Here is a 19,539-nt window from a genome sequence, read left to right as displayed (position 1 = left end):
GATCAACTGCGAGGAGAGCCGATGAGCGCCCAGACACTGGGGCTGCTGCATACGTCGTCCGTTCATGTGCCGGTCTTCGACGGGCTGCGGGACGCGCGCCATCCGGGGCTTGAGCTGCGGCATCACGTGGTGGAGTCGCTGCTGGCGCGGGCGCGGGCGCGGTCCGAAGGGGCGGAGGCTGTTGCTTCGGATGTGCGGGACGCCTTGCTGCGGGTTGCCGGGGGCGGGGCGGTCGCCGGGGGTGGGGTGGGAGCCGTGTTGTGCACCTGTTCCAGCATCGGTGGTGTCGCCGAGGCCCTGGGGCCGGAGCTGGGCGTTCCTGTGCTGCGGGTCGACCGGCCCATGGCGGCCGCGGCCGTCGCCGCCGGGGCGCGTGTCGTCGTACTGGCCACGGTGGAGTCCACCCTGGAGCCGACCGTGGCGCTGATCGAGGAAGAGGCGCGCCGGGCCGGGCGTGAGGTCGCGGTGCGGTCCGTCTTGGTGGGCGGGGCGTGGGAGCGGTTCGAGGCGGGGGACTCGGCGGGGTCCGTCGCGCTCGTGGCGCGGGCGGTTCGTGAGGTGCGGGGCGCTGACGCGGTCGTGCTGGCGCAGGCGTCCATGGCGGGGGCGCAGGGGCTGGTTGCCGGGGGTTCGGTGCCGGTGTTCTCCAGTCCTCGGGTGGGGCTTGCGGCGGCTGCGGCCAAGCTTGGGGCGGCTGTGGTGGCGTAGAGGGTGCGTCGGCTCTCTGTCGTGGGGGGCTGATGGTCTGGCGGGGTGCGTGGGTCTCTGCCGTGGGGCGCCTTCGGGTTCGTGTGGGCGGGGCCGCGGCGGTATGTCCGTCCTCGCCATCTTGGTGTCGTCGCCCATCCGCTTCGGCGCCCGGCGCTGCACCACTGTGCTCCGGGCGGACATACCGCCACGTCCCCTGCGGTCGTCTCGCGGCCGCGGGCTGTCGGCCGTCACCCGTTCGCCCGCGGTTCCTGGCGGGTGCGGGCCTCGTCGTCGGGGGCGTCGCCCGCGGAATGGTGTCAGGCTTGGGTGCGGGGGTGTCGGGTAGGCGGGGGAGAAGCCGACGAACCACTGGCTGGAGGATCGTAATGACCCATCCGTACCCTGATCCCGCACCGCCGGGACCGCTCCCGGAGCCGGAGAGGCCCTTCCCGGACCCGGACCCCGTGCCGCGGCCCGAGCCGCTGCCGCCGGAGCCGTCGCCCTCTCCGATCCCTAAGCCACCGGGGCCCGACCCGGTGCCCGAGCCGCAGCCGGGGCCAATGTCCTGACGTTGGTGTCCGGTGCTTGGCGTGTGGGGGTGGGGGCGACGCGCCCTGCCCCCTCGCGGGCGGGAAAACGATCCTGTCGGACGCGGTGCGGCTGGCATAGCGTGAGTCTCCTGCACCGTGTCTGAAGGAGGAGCCGCCCGTGCCCCAGTTCGACCTGCCCCTCGATGAACTGCGCCAATACCGGCCCGAGTTGCCCGAGCCCGACGACTTCGACGCCTTCTGGGAGAAGACGCTGCTGGAGGCTCGGCAGTACGACTTGGGCGTGCGGTACGAGGCGGTGGAGCTGCCCTTGAAGGGCGTACGGGTTTTTGATGTCACGTACGCCGGGTTCGGTGGGCACTCCGTCAAGGGGTGGCTGGTTCTGCCTGCCGGGGCCGAGGAGCCGCTGCCCGCCGTCGTCGAGTACATCGGATACGGCGGCGGACGCGGGCTGCCGCACATGCACCTGCTGTGGGCGGCGGCCGGGTACGCGCACTTCGTCATGGACACCCGGGGGCAGGGCAGCGGGGGGTGGGCGCAGGGCGACACCCCGGACCCGGTGGGCAGCGGGCCCGCGTACCCCGGGTTCATGACGCGCGGCATCGAGGACCCGCACGAGTACTACTACCGGCGGCTGTACGTGGACGCGGTGCGCGCCGTCGAGGCGGCCCGCGCCCACCCGCTCGTGGACGCCTCGCGGGTCGCCGCGCTCGGCGTCAGCCAGGGCGGCGGCCTCGCCCTCGCGGTCGGCGGTCTCGTGCCGGATCTGGCAGCCGTCGCTTCCGACGTGCCGTTCCTGTGCGATTTTCCGCGTGCCGTGACACTCACCGACCGGCCGCCCTACAAGGAGATCGGCCTGTATTTGAAGGCGCGTCGGGGTGGGCAGGAGTGCGTTTTTCGGACGCTCTCGTACTTCGACTGCGTGCATTTCGCCGCCCGGGGGCGGGCGCCCGTCCTCTTCTCGGCCGCCCTTGAGGACCAGACGTGTCCGCCCTCGACGGTGTTCGCCGCCCACAACGCCTACGCGGGGAGCGAGCGTTCGATGGAGGTGTACCGCTTCAACGATCACGAGGGCGGTGGCCCCTACCAGCAAGGAGTGCAACTGCGGTGGCTTGAGGGGTATTTGAGGGGCTGATGGGTCAACGCCCTCTCGGCGCGCGGCCCTTGTCATGGATTGGTCCGACCGGCTAGCTTGCGGGCTTGTCGTGTGTCCGCTGTGTGCAATCCGTGATGACGTGTGTCCGAGGGGGCTCCCAATGGCCGTACGGGGTCGGCATCGCCGGTATCAGCCGAACCGCATCAACCGCGCCTCGCTCACCGTCACCGCGGGCGGTGCGGGCATGGCGCTGCCGCTGACCGTCGCGGGCACCGCCGGTGCCGCCGACGTCGACACCTGGAACAAGGTGGCGGCCTGCGAGTCCGGCAACAACTGGAGCGTCAACACCGGCAACGGCTACTACGGCGGCCTCCAGTTCAAACAGTCCACCTGGGAGGCGTACGGTGGCACGGTCTACGCGCCGCGCGCCGACCGTGCCTCCAAGGACCAGCAGATCGCCGTGGCCGAGAAGGTCCTCGACGCGCAGGGGCCCGGCGCCTGGCCGGTGTGCTCCGCCAAGGCGGGTCTCACCAAGGGCGGCGGTTCGCCCGACGTCGCTCCGGCCCGCGCCCCGGGCAAGCCGAAGCCGGCCAAGCGCGATGTCAAGGACGTCAAGCCGGAGGTGACCCCGCAGTCCACCGCCGGCACCGCCGAGATGTACACCGTGGTACGCGGCGACACGCTCTCCGGGATCGCCGACGAGCGCCGAGTCCGGGGCGGCTGGCGGCAGTTGTACGACAGCAACCGGCGCGTCATCGGCGGGGACCCCGACCTGATCACGCCGGGGCAGCGGCTCTCCGTACACGGCCAGGGCAAGCGTGCGCCCCAGGCGCCCCAGGGGGCGGACAAGGCCGAGCGGCCCGCCAACGCAGCCGAGAAGAAGGCAGCCGAGAACAAGGCGGCCGAGCGGAAAGCCGCCGAGCGGAAAGCCGCCGAGCGGAAAGCCGCCGAGCGGAAAGCCGCCGAGCGGAAAGCCGCCGAGAAGAAAGCTGCCGAGAAGAAAGCTGCCGAGAAGAAGCGGGAGAAGCCGCGGTCCTCCTCGCCGCGCACCGAGAAGGCCAGGCCCGCCACGTCGTCCGCCGCCTTCGCGCCCGTCGCCGCGTCGCCGAGCACGCCCTACCGCGCGGCCGGCGGCTCCTGGTCGAAGGGCTACCACACCGGCGTCGACTTCGCCGTGCCCACCGGGACGTCCGTGAGGGCCGTCGCCGCCGGGCAGGTCGTCGCCGCCGGCTGGGGCGGCAGCTACGGCTACCAGGTGGTCATACGGCACGCCGACGGCAAGTACAGCCAGTACGGGCATCTGTCGGCGCTCTCCGTGAAGGCCGGGCAGAAGGTCGGCGCGGGTCAGCGCATCGCCCGGTCCGGGTCCACCGGCAACAGCACCGGCCCGCATCTGCACTTCGAGGTGCGGACGGGGCCCGGCTTCGGGTCCGACATCGATCCGCTCGCCTATCTGCGGGCCCGCGGGGTGCGGATCTGAGGCCGCGGACCGGAAGCGGCAGCTCCAGGAGGGTGCCTCTCAGGAGCTGATGCGTTCGCGGCGCCTCAGGTGCCGGTGCTGGACCCGGCGGTGCGCCTGCGCCGCCGAGGCGGGCTGGGACGGCACGGCCGGGAGCGTCTCGGGGGCCGTGGCGAAGCGCGGCTCGGCCGGGGCGGGCACAGGTTCGGGCGCCGTCTCCCGCGGCGCGGAAAGCCGCTCGGCCTCCGGAACGGTCGGCTCCGCCCCCGGAACGGTCGACTCGGCCCCGGGAACGGTCGGCTCCGCCTCCGGCACAGTCGACGTCTCCCGCGCGATCCGCTCCGTGGTCAGCAGGATCAGGCCACCCGCGGCGACGACGCCGCAGCCCAGCGCCAGGGCGGTGCCCGTGGTGCCGTAGCGGAAGGTTTCTTCGAAGAGGGTCAGGCCGACCGCCGCCGCGACCACCGGGTTCACGACGGTCACCGTCGACAGCGGTGCCGCGAGGCCCGCGCCCCGGTACGAGGCCTGCGAGAGCAGCACGCCGACCGCCGCGAGCACGGCGATCACCCCGAGGCTCGGGAGCTGCCGGACGAGCGCGACGTCCCGCTCCCAGTCCACCGCCACCGTCTTGGTGAAGACCGAGGCGATGCCGAAGGCCGCACCGGCCGCGCAGGCCAGAAGCACGCTGCGCACCACGGGGTGCCGGTGCACCGCGTGCGCCACCACCGTCAGGGCGAGGACGCCGCCGCCCGTGACCAGGGCCAGCATGAGGCGTTCGGCGTCGTCCAGGGAGTGCGAGCCCGACGCCGAGGTGAGCGAGAGGAGCCCGGCGAGCCCCACCGTCGCCATGATCGCGCCGCGCCACGCGGTGGCCCCGGCCCGGCGGCGCACGAACGCGGCCGCCATCGGCAGGGCGAAGACGATGGTCAGGGCGCCCAGCGGCTGGACCAGGCTGAGCGGGCCGTAGGCGAGCGCCACGACGTGCAGGAGCGCGCCCAGGCCGTTCAGGGCGATCGCCGTCCACCAGGTGCCGCGGCGCAGCGGCGCGTACCGCTGCTCCGGCGTGGTCGCCGCCACGCGCTCCTGCAGGATCGCCCCGCCGGCATACGCCACGGCGGAGACGAGGGAGAGCAGCACGGACAGCGCGAGGGCACTCATGAGGTGCTCCGCGGCATGCGGTGCGTCCGGTGGTCCCGGCGAGGCGAACGGTCGGCTTCCATGGTTACAACGATGCCCCGCAAATCGCCTCACGTCGTCGTACCTGAGCAGGCAATCGGTCCTACTACCGATGGAGTACGCCCCTGGCGGTGTCCTCCCCAGGGCGGGTTACCCCCTACGGGCAGAGGTGGACACCCCGGAGGGACGCCACGGAGGCACCCCGGGGCGTGCGGGCGGCGTGTCGCTTGCTGTACTGCTGTGGTGACCAACCGCATCGACCTGGCAGAACTCGGATCCGTGGGCGGCTTCTTCGCCCTCCGCGCGGGCCCCGCGCCGGGCGGCGCCGCCCGCCCCCTCGCCGACGTGTACGGGCCACCGGCCGCCGCCGACCCGCTGGCGTTCCGCGTCCAGAAGGTCGCGCGGCGACTGGGCGCCCCCGAGGAGCGCATCGCGGTGTCCGTGGCGCAGCTGGGGCTCGCCGCACGGCTCTGGTCCGTCGCGCTCGGCTCCGCGGCGCTGTACGGCGCGGTGCCCGACCTCGACCCCGCCCTCCTGCACTGGGACGCCGACGGGATCTCGCCCGACGACCTGTGGCTCAGCGACGTACGCGCCCTGCCCGCCGACGCTGACGCCGAGACCGCAGCCACGGCCACAGTCGACGCCGAGACCGTACGGAACCTCGTACAGCACGGCCATCTCGCGCCGCTCGCCGACGCGTTGCGCGCCCGCTACCGGATCTCCGCCGGGCTGCTGTGGGGCAACGCGGGCTCCGCGCTCGCGGGCGCCGCGCGCGAACTGCACGGCTGGGCGGTACGGGAGGGGCGCGAGGGAGTGGGGGAGCGGGCCCTCGGCCTGGCCGCCGCGCTCTTCGACCACCCGGACCTGCGCGGCACCGGCACCCTGGCCGGCACCGCCTTCCGGCGTCGCAGCTGCTGTCTCTACTACCGGTGCCCCGGCGGTGGCGTATGCGGCGACTGCTGCTTCGAACGGCCGCCGCAGCGGTCTTCCCCCGGGGCCACCTCTGGGTGACCATGAGGGGGCGCGGCCGACCTCAGGCGGACGACGGAGGGTTCTACGTGAAAGTGGGACTGCTCACCCGGGAGTACCCGCCCGATGTCTACGGCGGCGCGGGCGTCCATGTCGAGTTCCTGGCAAGGGAGTTGCGTCCCCTCGTCGACCTCGACGTGCACTGCTGGGGCGAGGGCGAGGGCGGGAGCGAGGGCGAGGGCGCGGCTTACGGTCCTGTGCGGCACCGGCCCTGGCCCGCGCTCGACGGCGCCAACGACGCGCTGCGCACCTTCTCCGTGGACCTGGCGATGGCCGCCGCGCTCGCGGGGCGCGAACTGGTCCACTCCCACACCTGGTACGCCAACCTCGCGGGCCACGTCGGCAAGCTCCTGCACGGCGTCCCGCACGTGATGACCTCGCACTCCCTGGAGCCCCTGCGCCCCTGGAAGGCCGAGCAACTGGGCGGCGGGTACACCCTGTCGGGCTGGGCCGAGCGCACCGCCGCCGAGTCCGCCGACGCGGTGATCGCGGTGTCCCACGCCATGCGCGAGGACATCCTCGCCTGCTACCCCGCCGTCGATCCGGCGAAGGTCCACGTCGTGCACAACGGCATCGACACCGGGCTGTACCGCCCCGACCCGCGGACGGACGTCCTGGAGCGGCTCGGCATCGACCCCGCGCGCCCCTATGTCCTCTTCGTCGGGCGCATCACCAGGCAGAAGGGCGTGCCTCATCTGCTGCGCGCGGCAAGGGAGTTGGGCGAGGGCGTCCAGCTGGTCCTGTGTGCCGGAGCCCCCGACACCGTGGAGATCGACGCCGAGTTCCGCGTGCTCTTCGAGGAGTTGAGCCGCGCCCGCGCGGGCGTCCGGTGGATCCCCGAGATGCTGCCGCGTCCGCAGGTCGTCCAACTCCTCACCCACGCCACGGTGTTCGTCTGCCCTTCGGTGTACGAGCCGCTGGGCATCGTCAATCTGGAGGCGATGGCGTGCGGCACGGCCGTCGTCGCCTCGCGGGTCGGCGGCATCCCCGAGGTGGTACGGGACGACGCGACAGGGCTGCTCGTCCCGTACGAGGTGAAGGATCCGGAAGGCTTCGAACGTGACCTCGGGCAGCTCCTGAACGAGCTGGCCACCGATCCCGGGCGGGCCGCGGCGATGGGCGAGGCCGGACGCCGGCGCGCCCTGGAGGAGTTCGGCTGGGACGCGGTCGCCCGGCGCACGGTCGAGGTGTACGAGGAGACCCTGCACGCCGACAGATAGCCGACAAGGCCCATGAGGCCGACAAGTAGGAGGCCGGAATGCGCGGTGGACCTTCGGTACTCGGAATCGTGCTCGCCGGCGGGGAGGGCAAGCGGCTGATGCCGCTCACCGCCGACCGGGCCAAACCAGCGGTCACGTTCGGCGGGACGTACCGCCTCGTGGACTTCGTCCTCTCCAACCTCGTCAACGCCGACATCCTGCGCGTCTGCGTCCTGACGCAGTACAAGTCGCACTCCCTGGACCGGCATGTGACGACGACCTGGCGCATGTCGAGTCTGCTCGGCAACTACGTCACGCCCGTGCCCGCACAGCAACGCCTCGGCCCGCACTGGTACTTGGGGAGCGCCGACGCGATCCTCCAGTCGCTCAACCTCGTCCATGACGAACAGCCCGACTACATAGCGGTGTTCGGCGCCGACCACGTCTACCGCATGGACCCGCGGCAGATGCTCCAGCAGCACATCGACAACGGCGCCGCGGTGACCGTCGCCGGGATCAGGGTGCCGCGCGCCGAGGCGCCCTCCTTCGGCGTCATCACGCCGGCCCGCGACGGGACGCGCGTCGAGAGCTTCCTGGAGAAGCCCGCCGATCCGCCGGGATTGCCGGACGCCCCGAACCAGGTCTTCGCCTCGATGGGCAACTACATCTTCACCACGAAGACCCTCGTCGACACCCTCCAGCAGGACGCCGAGGACGAAGAGTCGGCGCACGACATGGGCGGCTCCATCCTGCCCATGCTCACCGAGCAGGGCCTCGCGCAGGTGTACGACTTCGACGGCAACCACGTACCCGGCGAGACCCCGCGCGACCACGGCTACTGGCGTGATGTCGGCACTTTGGACTCGTACTACGAGGCCCACATGGATCTGATCTCCGACCACCCCGTCTTCAACCTGGACAACCGGCGCTGGCCGATCTACACCCACCCGGGCGGCCTGCCGCCCGCCAAGTTCTGCGCGGGCGGCATCGCGGGCGAGTCGATCGTCAGTTCCGGCTGCGTCATCCGCGGCCAGGTCACCCGCTCCGTCCTCTCGCCCGGCGTGACCATCGAGGAGGGCGCGGTCGTGCAGGGCTCGGTGCTGCACGACAACGTACGGGTGGGGCGGGGCGCGGTGGTGCGCGGCGCGGTCCTCGACAAGAACGTCGACGTACCGCCGGGCGCGACCATCGGGGTCAATCCGGACCGGGACGAGGAGCTGTACACGGTGTCGAAGGGCGGGGTGATCGGGCTGGGGAAGGGGCAGCGGGTCGAGTGAGCGGCCGCTGACCCTCCGTACGCCGTTTTCTCCTGTTTGTCCGCACGTGCAAGGGGGAACCCGAGGCAAGTCACGATCTTGGACGGTCCCGCGGCACGCCGCCGTCCGTCCACGCCCGACTTCCGCAGGTTCCGCAGGAGGCCTCTTCCCATGCGACAAGGCCAGCACGACGACTCCCGCACCGGTACCGGCGCCCCGGACGACACACCACAGGTGACGTCGGAGCCGAGGCCTCCGTTCCCCGGGGATAAGCACGATCCGCCCCCCGGCACCGAGGCCGACATGTCGCCCCGGCCCCGCTACGAGGCACCGAAGTACAAGGCCGCCGACAAGCTGCTGGACAAGGCCGCGCTGATCACGGGCGGCGACTCAGGGATCGGCAGGGCGGTCGCCGTGCTCTACGCGCGCGAAGGTGCCGATGTGGCCATCGTGCATCTGCCCGAGGAGCAGCGGGACGCGGAGGAGACCCGGCAGGCCGTCGAGAAGGCGGGGCGCACCTGCCTGCTGCTGCCCGGGGACGTGCGCGACCCGGATTTCTGCCGTGATGCCGTCGCGCGCACCGTGGCCGAATTCGGCAAGCTGAACATCCTGGTCAACAACGCCGCCTATCTGAACAGCAAGCTGGAGCTCGAACAGCTGACGGCCGAGGACTGGGACCGCACGTTCAAGACGAACGTCTACGCCTACTTCCATCTGGTGATGGCGTCGCTGCCGCACCTGAAGGGAGGCGACGCGATCATCGCCACCGCCACGGAGGAGGCGCTCAAGGGCAGCACCACGATGATCGACTACGCGGCCTCCAAGGCGGCGCTGATCACCTTCACCAAGTCGATCGCGCCACATCTGGCCAAGCGGGGCGTCCGGGCCAACGTCGTCGCCCCCGGACCCGTGTGGACGGTCCTCAACACCGCCGACCCGCACATGCCGAAGGACGGTCTCGCCCAGGTCGGCAGCGAGACCCCGCTCGGCCGGCCCGCCCAGCCCGAGGAGCTGGCGCCGGCCTACGTGTATCTGGCCTCGGACGCCGACTCCAGCTTCACCGTGGGCGAGGTCATCGCGGTGACGGGCGGCGAGACGGACACGCGCTGATTCACTTTTGCACCACCTTTTGCACCGCCTCTTGCACCACATGCGTCGCATGAGACCCGCCTCTCTCGCAGAGGCGGGTCTTAACCTGTTCTTAACGCAGCGTAGCCTGATCGTACTTGACCGTAATCGCCCGGCGGCGGTTGACTGCACGCTCACCATGACCTCATCGACTGCTGAGACCCCCGACCCGCTCGCACCCCTCGATCTGGCCTTCTGGAACATCGAGACCGCCGAACACCCCATGCACCTGGGGGCACTCGGCGTCTTCGACGCCGACGGCCCCGACGCGGCCGAGCGCGCCACCGCGCTCCTCGCGGCCCGCGCCGCGGCCGTCCCGGGACTTCGCATGCGCATACGCTCCGTCTGGCTGCCGATCGGCGGAGCGCGGCGCGTACCCGTGCCCGCCTTCGACCCACTGGAGCACGTACGGCTCGCCGAGCCCGCGAGTGACTTCCACGCCGCCGCAGGGGAGTTGATGCAGCGTCAGCTGGACCGCGACCGGCCGCCGTGGGAGGCGCACGTGCTGCCGGGCGCCGACGGCGCGTCCTTCGCGGTGCTCTTCAAGTTCCACCACGCGCTCGCCGACGGGCTGCGCGCGCTGACGCTCGGCGCCGCGCTCCTCGACCCCGTCGACCTGCCCGTCTCCCGGCCGCGCCCACCGGCCCCCGCCGCCTCCCGGTGGCCACTGCCCGACCCGCGCAGACTGCCCGGCCTCGCCCGCGACACCGTCAACGAGCTGGGCCAGGCCCTCGGCATCGGCACCGCGGTCGCCCGCGCCACCCTCGGCGTACGCTCCTGCGCCTCCCTCGCCTCCGCCGCCACCGGCACCCGCCGCACCGCCGGCGTCGTCCTCGACCTGGACGACGTGCACCAGGTGCGCAAGGCCGTGGGCGGCACCGTCAACGACGTACTGATCGCCGTCGTCGCCGGGGCCCTGCGGCGCTGGCTCGACGAGCGCGGCGACTGCAGCGAGGGCGTCGAGCCGCGGGCCCTGATCCCCGTCTCGCGCCGCCGCCCCCGTACCGCGCAACCGCCGGGAAACCGGCTCTCGGGCTATCTGATCCGGCTCCCGGTCGGCGACGACGACCCTCTCGTGCGGCTGCGCCGCGTGCGTGCCGCCATGGACCGGAACAAGGAGGCGGGGCCCGAGCGGGGCGCAGGCGCCGTCGCGCTGCTCGCCGAGCACGTGCCGCCGCTCGGGCACCGGATCGGTGGCCCGGTCGTGGCGCAGGCCGCGCGGCTGCTCTTCGACGTCCTCGTCACCAGCGTCCCGCTGCCCGGCATCGGGCTGCGGCTCGGCGGCTGCCCCCTGACCGAGGTCTACCCCTTCGCGCCGCTCGCCGGGGGCCAGTCGCTCGCCGTCGCGGTCTCCACGTACCGGGGCCGCGTGCACTACGGCCTGGTCGCGGACGCCGCCGCCGTACCCGACCTCGACCTCCTCGCGCAGAGCGTGCGGGACGAGGTCGAGACCCTCGTGGAGGTGTGCGCGCGGGGCTCGGGTTTGGTGACGGGGCCCGGAGCTACGTAAAGTTCCACTTTTGGAGCTTCCGCGGACGACCAGGCGCGCCGCGGCACGAATGACACGAGGACAGCGGCGATGACGGTGACAGACGAAAGCCACGAGGGGACCGTCGCGTACGGCCCCGGCATCGACCCGGACCGTCTCGCCGTCTGCCTGAGCGTGCTCGACGAGCTGGACAAGCTGGACGTGGACCACCCCGACGCCGTCGCGGTGCGCCGCGCGACGGCCGGGATCTACCGCACGGTGAAGCAGCGCCGCCGCCAGGAGCGCCGCGCCGCCAAGACCGCCCACGACCGCGCCGTCACCGAGGCCACCGCCACCGGCTCCGCCGAGCGCATCGACGACGAGACGGCGGGCGTCCTGCCCTCCTCCTCGGCGAAGGGCGAGATCGCGGGCATACTCCAGCGCCCGCGCTCCTGCTACACCTGCAAGACGCGGTACGTCGAGGTCGACGCGTTCTACCACCAGCTCTGCCAGGCCTGCGCCGCCGAGAACCGCGCGCGCCGCGACGCCCGCACCGACCTGACCGGCAAGCGCGCCCTGCTCACCGGCGGCCGCGCCAAGATCGGCATGTACATCGCGCTGCGGCTGCTGCGCGACGGCGCGCACACCACCATCACCACGCGTTTTCCGGGCGACGCGATCCGCCGCTTCAAGGCGATGCCCGACAGCGACGAGTGGATCCACCGGCTGAAGATCGTCGGCATCGACCTGCGCGACCCGGCGCAGGTCGTCGCCCTTGCCGAGTCGGTCGCCGCCGAGGGTCCCCTCGACGTACTGATCAACAACGCCGCGCAGACGGTACGCCGTTCCCCGCAGGCCTACAGCGAGCTGGTCGCCGCCGAGTCCGCCCCGCTGCCCGCCGGCGAGCTGCCCGCCTCCGAGGTGATCGGCACCTTCGGCTCCGGCGCCGTGGCCGCGCTGCCGGTCGCCGGGGGCGGCGCGCTGACCGCCGACGACGTCACCGGGCTCGCCCTGGTCACGGGGTCGGCGTCCCTGGAGCGCATCGCGGCCGGTACGGCCATCGACGCGGGCGGCCTGGTGCCGGACCTGCACGACACCAACAGCTGGATCCAGACCGTCGAGGAGGTCGGCCCGATCGAGCTGCTCGAAGTCCAGCTGTGCAACTCGACGGCGCCGTTCATCCTCATCAGCCATCTGCGCCCCGCGATGGCGGCGGCCGCCGCGGCCGACGACGACGGCCGCGCGTACGTGGTGAACGTCTCCGCCATGGAGGGCGTTTTCGGCCGCGGCTACAAGGGCGCGGGCCACCCGCACACCAACATGGCCAAGGCCGCGCTGAACATGCTGACGCGCACCAGCGCGCAGGAGATGTTCGAGAAGGACCGCATCCTGATGACGGCCGTCGACACCGGCTGGATCACCGACGAGCGCCCGCACCCCGACAAGATGCGCCTCGCCGAGGAGGGCTTCCACGCCCCGCTGGACCTGATCGACGGCGCGGCCCGCGTCTACGACCCGATCGTGCGCGGCGAGGCCGGCGACGACCTGTACGGGGTCTTCCTGAAGGACTACGCGCCCGGTAAGTGGTAGGGCGGGCACTCTCGGGGGCGTTCCCAGGGGGCATTCTCGGGCGGGGCTCGCTCCCCGGTCACCTACGTCTCTGTGACCTCACTGCCTCTCTGTGACCCCATGCGTACCGCCCGGTGTTTGTCCGGAATTAACCCGGTCCTGCGCTTCCATCGAGCGCGGCCGCGCTCATTTGGTTAACCTGGGTCGATACGGGTGGCCACGAGAGATCCACGAACATCTCTCGGCCACCCCGGGGACAGGCCGGCAATCACGGCCGCGGTCCCGCCAGATACCGGCGCCACCGCGACCGAACTGCCCTTGTCCTTCCGTTACGCGACACAAAGGAGTGCGCGGTGACACCCGAACTGACGAAGCAGGAAAAGCGACCGGCGGAACGCGGCGGTGAGCGGGCCGGCGGGCCCCCCAAGCTCCGCAACCTGGAGGCGTGGGCCAAGGCGGCCCCCATCCGGCTGGCAGGCTACGAGGACGACCTCGCCGAGCCGCACATCCTCCCGGGTATCGACTGATCGGTACCGCCGGTCGTCCGCTTCGCCCTGTGCCCCCGTCCTGTGGCGGGGGCACAGGCGTGTGCGCTGTGGCGCGGACGACCGTCCCCTCCACGGCCGTCCGCTCCCCGTCGCCATCTCACGCCAGTACCCCTGTGGCGGGGGGAGATTCACACGGGCGATGCCGCGGCCCGGGAAGCCCGCGTAGAAGCGTCGAGGAGGTCGCCGAGCGAGGTGCGCGCGTGCTGCAAGTCCGCTATGCGCGTGTCCAGTTCGCGCAGGTGCGTCTGGAGGTGGTCCAGGACGCAGGTGTCGAGTTCGGGGCCCTCACCGAGGAAGCACGGCATGAGGTCGCGGATGATCCGCGTGGGAAGCCCGGCGGCCAGCAGCGTCCGGATCCGCGTGACGGTCGTCAACGCGGCGGCGCCGTACTGGCGGTGGCCGCCGTCCGTCCGGCACGAGGTGATCAGGCCCTGCTCCTCGTAGTAGCGCAGCAGGCGCACACTCACACCTGCCGCGCGGGCCAGCTCGCCGATCTTCATGTGGCACACCTCACACGTCACGAACTTGAACCTCACATGGATGTGAGATCTTAGCGTTGCCCGCATGACGACAACGCGAGCACCCCTCTCCCTCTACGGCTTCCTGCGCCCCAGGCCCGAACGCGCCGACGAGGTCCGGCAGTTCCTCGCCTCCCTCGTGGAGCCCACGCGCCGTGAAGAGGGCAACCTGGAATACCACCTGCACGCGCAGGACGACGGCCGGCTCTTCCTGTACGAGGTCTGGCGCTCCCAGGAGGACCTGGACCGGCACAACGCGAACCCGCCGCTGCGCCAATTCCTGGACAACCTGCCGGACTTCCTCGAAGAGGCCCCCGACGGCTACTTCGACACGATGGTCAGCCCCTATCCGACGGGCGACGGCCGCTAGGTGCTCCGGCGTCCCCTTGGCCGATTCGTCCGAGGGGTCACCAGGAAATGTCCAAGCGATGAGGCGTGCGTGTGCATTGACACCTCCGGGGCACCCTTCAATCATCGGATGTCATGACCGGACTGCGTTCGATCTCCGTGCCCCGGCCGCGTCGGCTTCTCGGCGCCGCGGTGGCCCTGCTGCTCATGGCGCCGATCCCGGCGGGCGCGGCAGCCACCACCCAGGAAACTCCCCGAAAGGCCCCACGGACCGTCCCCGCCCTGACGAGCTGGGCGCCCGCCGAGGGAAGTTACCGCTACGGACCCGGCGCCCGCATCGTCGCGCGCGACCCCCAGTCACGGCGCGTCGCCGACACCCTCGCGGACGACCTGGAGGCCTCGGGGAAGCGCCGGGCCCCGGTGACGCGAGGTGCCGCGCGCGCCGGGGACATCGTGATCGACGTCGACCGCGCCCGGAAGTCGCTCGGCGCCGAAGGCCACGAACTCCGCGCGGGCGAACGCCTGGAGATCACCGGCGCGACCGGGACCGGCGCCTTCTACGGCACCCGCACGCTCCTCCAACTCCTCGCCCAGGACGACCGCGTACCGGCGGGGCGCACCTTCGACGTCCCGCGCTACAAGGAACGCGGTGTCGGAGTCTGCGCCTGCTACATCAACATCTCCATGCCCTGGCTGGAGAACCTCGTACGCGACATGGCGTACCGCAAACAGAATCAGCTGCTCCTCGAACTCAAGGTCAAGAGCGACCGCCACCCCGAGGCCAACTCCTGGGGCTACTACACAAAGAGCCGGATACGCCGCCTCGTCGCGCTCGGCGAGAAGTACCACGTCACGATCGTCCCGGAGATCAACTCTCCCGGCCACATGGACCCTTGGCTAAAGAACCGCCCCGACCTCCAGCTCACCGACTCCGACGGCAGGCCCCAGCCGTCGCGCCTCGACATCACCAAGGACGCGTCCTTCGCGTACTACACGAGCCTCATCGACGAGTACGCCGACGTCTTCCCCGCGACGTCCTGGCACATGGGCGCCGACGAGTACATGCTGGGCTCCGACTTCGCCAAGTACCCGCACATCCTGGAGTACGCGAAGAAGAAGTACGGCGAGAACGCCACACCGCAGGACGCGTTCGTCGACTTCGTGAACCGCGTGCACGCCTACGCGCAGAGCAACGGCAAGCGGCTGCGCATCTGGAACGACGGCCTCACCGGTGACAACACCGTCCCCGTCGCACCCGGCACGACCGTCGAGCACTGGCTCGACGTGAAGACGAAGCCGAGCCGACTGATCGGCCGCGGGCACCCGTTGATGAACGCGGCCTACTCCCTCTATCTCGTACGCGGCGGATTCCACACCAACACGAAGAAGCTGTACGACGAGAAGTGGGACCCGCGCAGCTTCGAGGGCGAGAAGCTCGCCACGAGCGACGGCGTCACCGGTGCGAAGATCAGCCTGTGGCCCGACAACGGCCGCGGCGAGACCGAGAACGAGGTGGCGGCGGCCATGGCGCCGCCGCTCGACCACATCGCCCAGGTCACCTGGGGTGCCGCACGTCCCGACCCGACGTACGCCGACTTCACGGCGCGCGCCAGGGCCGTGGGGCACGCGCCGGGATGGCGCGACCTGACGAGGGTGCCGGTCGCCGACGGAACGTACACCCTGTCCGACACCAAGGGCCGCGCCGAGCCACTCGACGTCGAGCTGCGGCGCACCGAAGACGGTTACGTCACGCTCAGGTCGGCCGCGAGCGGCAGGTGCCTGGAGACCCGTAGCGGCAGGCTCACGCTCAACGTGCCGCTCCAGCCCGGGACGGCCGTCACCGAGGAGACCTGCGATCCGGCCAACACGCTCCAGCGGTGGCAGCTGACCAGCGCGCGGGGCGGCCACCGGTTCGTCAACGCCATCACGCGCATGGCCGCGTACGTCACGGAGGGCGGGCGGGTTCTCCAGTATCCGCAGGACCAACGGGTGGCAGCGGTATGGACGTTGACCGCCGACTGACCGCCGACTGACCGCGCGCCGCCTGAGCCCTGGAGCCCTGGAGTCCTGGGCCATTAGTACGCCTCACGAGTCACGAATCCTGAGGGAGACCGCACGCCCATGACCTTCAGCAGACGTCTTTTCATGGCCGCCTCCGTCACCACGGCCGTCACCGCGTCGAGCGCATCTCTCGCGCGGGCGGTGACCACCGTCCCCCCGGCCCCGCGCCACAGTGGCGCCGAACCGCCCCACCGCATCCCCGTCGGCCCCGGCGACTCGCCCGAGACGCTCGTCGCCAAGGCCTCCCAAGTCCGGCCCACGCCGCGGCAGATCGCCTGGCAGAAGCTGGAGCAGACCGCGTTCCTGCACTTCGGCGTGAACACCTTCACCGGCCTCGAATGGGGCACCGGAGACGAGGACCCGGACGTCTTCCAGCCCTCCGGCCTCGACACCGACCAGTGGGCGCGTGCCCTGCGCGACGGCGGCTTCAAGCTCGCCATCCTCACCGTCAAGCACCACGACGGCTTCGTGCTCTACCCCTCGCGCTACACCAAACACACGGTGCGGTACAGCAGTTGGCGCGACGGACAGGGAGACGTACTGCGCTCCTTCGCCGATTCCATGCGGCGGTACGGCATCAAGGTCGGCGTCTACATCTCGCCCGCCGACGAGAACCAGTACCTCGACGGGGTCTACGCCAACGGCAGCAAGCGCTCCGCGCGCACCATCCCGACGCTCGTCGAAGGCGACGACCGGGCGGGCGACCGCCCGCGCACCTTCACGCTCGACGCCACCGACTACGGCGCGCACATGCTCAACCAGCTCCACGAAGTGCTCACCGAGTACGGCCCTGTCGACGAGGTCTGGTTCGACGGCGCGCAGGGCCGCATCCCGCCGGACAAGGTGGAGGCGTACGACTGGGACAGCTGGTACACGCTGATCCGCGCGCTCGCGCCGCACGCCACGGTGGCCGTGCGCGGCCCCGATGTGCGCTGGGTCGGCAACGAGGGCGGCCTGGCGCGCGAGAACGAGTGGAGCGTCGTCCCCGTCAAGGACTCCGGCAACGGCAGCATCGACTACGCCCTCAAGTACGACGCCCCGGATCAGGGCAGCCGGGAGGCTCTCGCCGAGGCGCGGTCCGTCGCCCAGTACCTCCAGTGGTGGCCCGCCGAGTGCGATGTGTCCATCAGGCCGGGCTGGTTCTACCACGAGGAGCAACGGCCCAAGAGTGTCGCGCAGTTGACGGACATCTGGTACCGGTCCGTGGGCCGAAACTCCGTGCTGCTCCTCAACATCCCGCCGGACAAGCGTGGACTGCTGCCCGACGCGGACGTGGCACGGCTGCGGGAGTTCCGCGAGCGGATCCGGCGCGAGCTGCCGAAGGACCTCACGCGCACGCGCGGCGTCCGCGTCCGGCACGACCGGGAGGCCGGCACGGTCACCGTCGACCTCGGCCGGGCCCGCGACGTCGACCGGATTCGCCTGGCCGAGGACGTCCGGCACGGGCAGCAGCTGGAGCACGCGGTCATCGAGGCCCGTACCGGCGACGGTTGGCGGGCGGTGGCCGAGGTCGACACGGTGGGGGCGAGCCGCGTGCTGACGCTGACGGCCCCGGTGGTGGCACGGCGGTGGCGGCTGCGGGTGACGCGGTCACGGCACGCCGTGCGCATCGCGGAATTCGGCCTCTACCGCTCGCAGGTGTGAGCGGAGGGATCCTCGGGGGCACATTCCGCGTTGACAGGTGGGGCAGTGGGTGACTGTAATGGTGCTCGTGCCGCGTGGCGCCGACCAAAGAGCAGTGGGCAGGTCGGTGACCGGGCGAGCACCTTCACTCAAGGACGACGCCGATGGATACGTCGTGAGTTCACACCCAGAGGCTCTCGCCTCCGCCTGATTCGCGCGCCTCTCGCGCCTCTCACGTACTTTCGCGAGCGCTCGGCCACGCCGTCACACCGAGCGTGGCCCTCCACCACTCCACCACCTTTCACCGCGGTCGACGCGGCGCCGCCACCTCGTGCGGTGCGCGCGGCGGTCGACGCGGTACCCACATCTGTACGGAGACTTCACACAGCCATGCCCACACCCTTCAACCAGTCCGTCATCGAGGAGTTCCGCGCCAACGGCGGCAAGGTCGGCGGCCCCTTCGAAGGCGGCGATCTCCTCCTGCTCACCACCACCGGAGCCAAGTCCGGCAAGGAGCACACCACCCCGCTCGGCTTCGTCCGCGACGGCGGACTGCTCCTGCTCGTCGGGTCGAACCTCGGCGCGCCGCACCACCCCGACTGGTACCACAACCTCCTCACCCACCCCACGGTGACCGTGGAACTGGGCGCCGAGGAGTTCCAGGCGATCGCCGTCCCCGCCGAGGGGGAGCGGCGCGACCGGCTCTTCGAGTCAGTGGTCGCCGCCGAGCCGGGATACGGCGACTACCAGGCGCGGACCGATCGGACGCTGCCGGTCGTCGTCCTGGAGCGGCCCGCACACGAGGCCCACATCCCCGAAGAGGCCGGCAACTTCGCGGAGAAGATGGTGCAGGTGCACCTGTGGCTGCGCGGTCAGCTGCGGCACGTGCGGGACGAGACCGAGGCGCACTTCGCGGCGCTCGCCGCGCATCAGGGATCCGGGGCGCCGCCGGTGCCGGGCCTCGGACTGCAGATCCGCCAGCACTGCCTGGCGTTCTGCGACGCCCTGGAGTTCCACCACACCAGCGAGGACACGCACCTCTTCCCGACGATGGCGGGCTACCATCCCGAGCTGCGCGAGACCTTCGACCGGCTCGCGCGGGAACACCGTACGGTCGCCCGCATCCAGGGCGAGCTGGCCGCGCTGCTCGCGAACATCGGGAGCGCGGACCCGGAGCGGTTCCGTACCGAACTGGCGCGTATGTCGAATGAGCTGAACCTCCACCTCGACTACGAGGAGGAGTCACTCCTGCCGATCCTGGCACAGCTGCCGTGGCCGCCCCGACCGTGATACCCGTTGCCCGGTAGTCCTGGCGGTGCCGACTCGATCAGTTCGAGCTCCTCATCCGGGTCCTCGGGATCGAGCCCGCTTGTCCCTTGGTCCAGTAAGGCGTCACGCCGCCTCATAGTGGTGCGCGCGTCCGCCCCGCCACGTGATCCACGAGGGGTCGTCGAGCAGCGCTTCCGCGTCCGTCAGGCCGGCCCTGCGCAGGAACTCCACGACGTCCTCGTCGCTGTGGGCGAGGCCGAGGATCTGCCCGCGCACCGTCACCCGTCGGCCGCCCGAGGGGGACGGCCCGTGAACCACTATCGGTACTGGTGTCATGCCTCAAGAGTGCGACGCACGGGCGCGTGGCGCAGCCCCGGGTGTCTTGGGCGCGCTGTCCTGGCGGGCTGCACGCGACGCCGAGGCCATGCGCGGGAGCTGGGGTCCCATCCGCCTGGAATCGGTCCCACGCGCAGTTCGCCGGGACCGCACGGCAGGGTGCCGGCCTCCTCGGCCCCGGCACCCAGGTTCAGGTTCGGACCGCGGACAGCCGCCCC

17 protein-coding genes are annotated in these 19,539 nt (G+C 71.5%); 14 read left to right on the top strand and 3 right to left on the bottom strand.

The window, feature by feature from the left end:
- The first annotated feature begins 21 nt into the window (after nt 1–21).
- From ACWDZ7_RS02925 to ACWDZ7_RS02915, 3 genes are all read left to right on the top strand, one after another.
- A complete protein-coding gene (locus ACWDZ7_RS02925) occupies nt 22–708 on the top strand; it encodes an aspartate/glutamate racemase family protein (RefSeq protein ID WP_451794280.1) in 687 nt (228 codons plus the stop codon).
- 690 nt (nt 709–1,398) lie between these two features.
- On the top strand, nt 1,399–2,373 hold the full coding sequence (locus ACWDZ7_RS02920; protein WP_451794279.1) for an acetylxylan esterase: 975 nt from the start codon (nt 1,399–1,401) through the stop codon (nt 2,371–2,373).
- A gap of 121 nt (nt 2,374–2,494) precedes the next feature.
- Nucleotides 2,495–3,814: a transglycosylase family protein gene (locus ACWDZ7_RS02915; protein WP_451794277.1), complete on the top strand. Its 1,320-nt coding sequence runs from the start codon at nt 2,495–2,497 to the stop codon at nt 3,812–3,814.
- 39 nt (nt 3,815–3,853) lie between these two features.
- On the opposite strand, the gene ACWDZ7_RS02910 is transcribed toward ACWDZ7_RS02915, so the two are convergent.
- A complete protein-coding gene (locus ACWDZ7_RS02910) occupies nt 3,854–4,951 on the bottom strand; it encodes a DMT family transporter (protein ID WP_451794275.1) in 1,098 nt (365 codons plus the stop codon).
- A gap of 261 nt (nt 4,952–5,212) precedes the next feature.
- On the opposite strand from ACWDZ7_RS02910, the gene ACWDZ7_RS02905 reads away from it, so the two are divergent.
- The 7 genes from ACWDZ7_RS02905 to ACWDZ7_RS02875 all read left to right on the top strand — a co-directional run bounded on the left by ACWDZ7_RS02905 (nt 5,213) and on the right by ACWDZ7_RS02875 (nt 13,145).
- Complete coding sequence (locus tag ACWDZ7_RS02905; protein WP_451794273.1) at nt 5,213–5,980, top strand: IucA/IucC family C-terminal-domain containing protein; 768 nt, start codon at nt 5,213–5,215, stop codon at nt 5,978–5,980.
- A gap of 47 nt (nt 5,981–6,027) precedes the next feature.
- On the top strand, nt 6,028–7,218 hold the full coding sequence (glgA, locus tag ACWDZ7_RS02900) for a glycogen synthase (RefSeq protein WP_451794271.1): 1,191 nt from the start codon (nt 6,028–6,030) through the stop codon (nt 7,216–7,218).
- Nucleotides 7,219–7,256: 38 nt separating this feature from the next.
- Entirely contained in the window at nt 7,257–8,474 is a 1,218-nt protein-coding gene (glgC, locus tag ACWDZ7_RS02895; RefSeq protein ID WP_451794269.1) for a glucose-1-phosphate adenylyltransferase, read from the top strand.
- A 150-nt stretch (nt 8,475–8,624) separates the two neighbouring features.
- Entirely contained in the window at nt 8,625–9,563 is a 939-nt protein-coding gene (locus ACWDZ7_RS02890) for an SDR family oxidoreductase (protein ID WP_451794268.1), read from the top strand.
- 157 nt (nt 9,564–9,720) lie between these two features.
- Nucleotides 9,721–11,091, top strand: a complete 1,371-nt coding sequence (locus ACWDZ7_RS02885) for a wax ester/triacylglycerol synthase family O-acyltransferase (protein WP_451794266.1) — start codon at nt 9,721–9,723, stop codon at nt 11,089–11,091.
- Between the two features lie 69 nt (nt 11,092–11,160).
- On the top strand, nt 11,161–12,639 hold the full coding sequence (locus tag ACWDZ7_RS02880; RefSeq protein ID WP_451794265.1) for an SDR family NAD(P)-dependent oxidoreductase: 1,479 nt from the start codon (nt 11,161–11,163) through the stop codon (nt 12,637–12,639).
- A gap of 332 nt (nt 12,640–12,971) precedes the next feature.
- Nucleotides 12,972–13,145: a hypothetical protein gene (locus ACWDZ7_RS02875; protein WP_451794264.1), complete on the top strand. Its 174-nt coding sequence runs from the start codon at nt 12,972–12,974 to the stop codon at nt 13,143–13,145.
- Between the two features lie 149 nt (nt 13,146–13,294).
- Here the strand turns inward: ACWDZ7_RS02875 and ACWDZ7_RS02870 are convergent, their stop codons facing one another.
- Nucleotides 13,295–13,666: a MerR family transcriptional regulator gene (locus ACWDZ7_RS02870; protein ID WP_451794262.1), complete on the bottom strand. Its 372-nt coding sequence runs from the start codon at nt 13,664–13,666 to the stop codon at nt 13,295–13,297.
- A gap of 64 nt (nt 13,667–13,730) precedes the next feature.
- Here ACWDZ7_RS02870 and ACWDZ7_RS02865 point away from each other — a divergent pair, with 64 nt between their 5' ends.
- From ACWDZ7_RS02865 to ACWDZ7_RS02850, 4 genes are all read left to right on the top strand, one after another.
- A complete protein-coding gene (locus ACWDZ7_RS02865) occupies nt 13,731–14,054 on the top strand; it encodes a putative quinol monooxygenase (RefSeq protein ID WP_451794260.1) in 324 nt (107 codons plus the stop codon).
- Between the two features lie 113 nt (nt 14,055–14,167).
- The gene (locus ACWDZ7_RS02860; RefSeq protein WP_451794259.1) at nt 14,168–16,054 is read left to right on the top strand and encodes a family 20 glycosylhydrolase; all 1,887 of its coding nucleotides are present in this window, start codon (nt 14,168–14,170) and stop codon (nt 16,052–16,054) included.
- Between the two features lie 99 nt (nt 16,055–16,153).
- Entirely contained in the window at nt 16,154–17,737 is a 1,584-nt protein-coding gene (locus ACWDZ7_RS02855) for an alpha-L-fucosidase (RefSeq protein ID WP_451794258.1), read from the top strand.
- 369 nt (nt 17,738–18,106) lie between these two features.
- Nucleotides 18,107–19,006, top strand: a complete 900-nt coding sequence (locus tag ACWDZ7_RS02850) for a nitroreductase/quinone reductase family protein (RefSeq protein WP_451794257.1) — start codon at nt 18,107–18,109, stop codon at nt 19,004–19,006.
- A 102-nt stretch (nt 19,007–19,108) separates the two neighbouring features.
- Here the strand turns inward: ACWDZ7_RS02850 and ACWDZ7_RS02845 are convergent, their stop codons facing one another.
- Nucleotides 19,109–19,321, bottom strand: coding sequence for a hypothetical protein (locus ACWDZ7_RS02845; protein ID WP_451794256.1), 213 nt, complete (start codon nt 19,319–19,321; stop codon nt 19,109–19,111).
- Nucleotides 19,322–19,539: the final 218 nt, after the last annotated feature.

Source organism: Streptomyces sp. NPDC003032, assembly GCF_053591415.1.
Note: the sequence above shows the minus strand (reverse complement) of the source record. Positions and strands in the feature narration are given on the sequence as shown.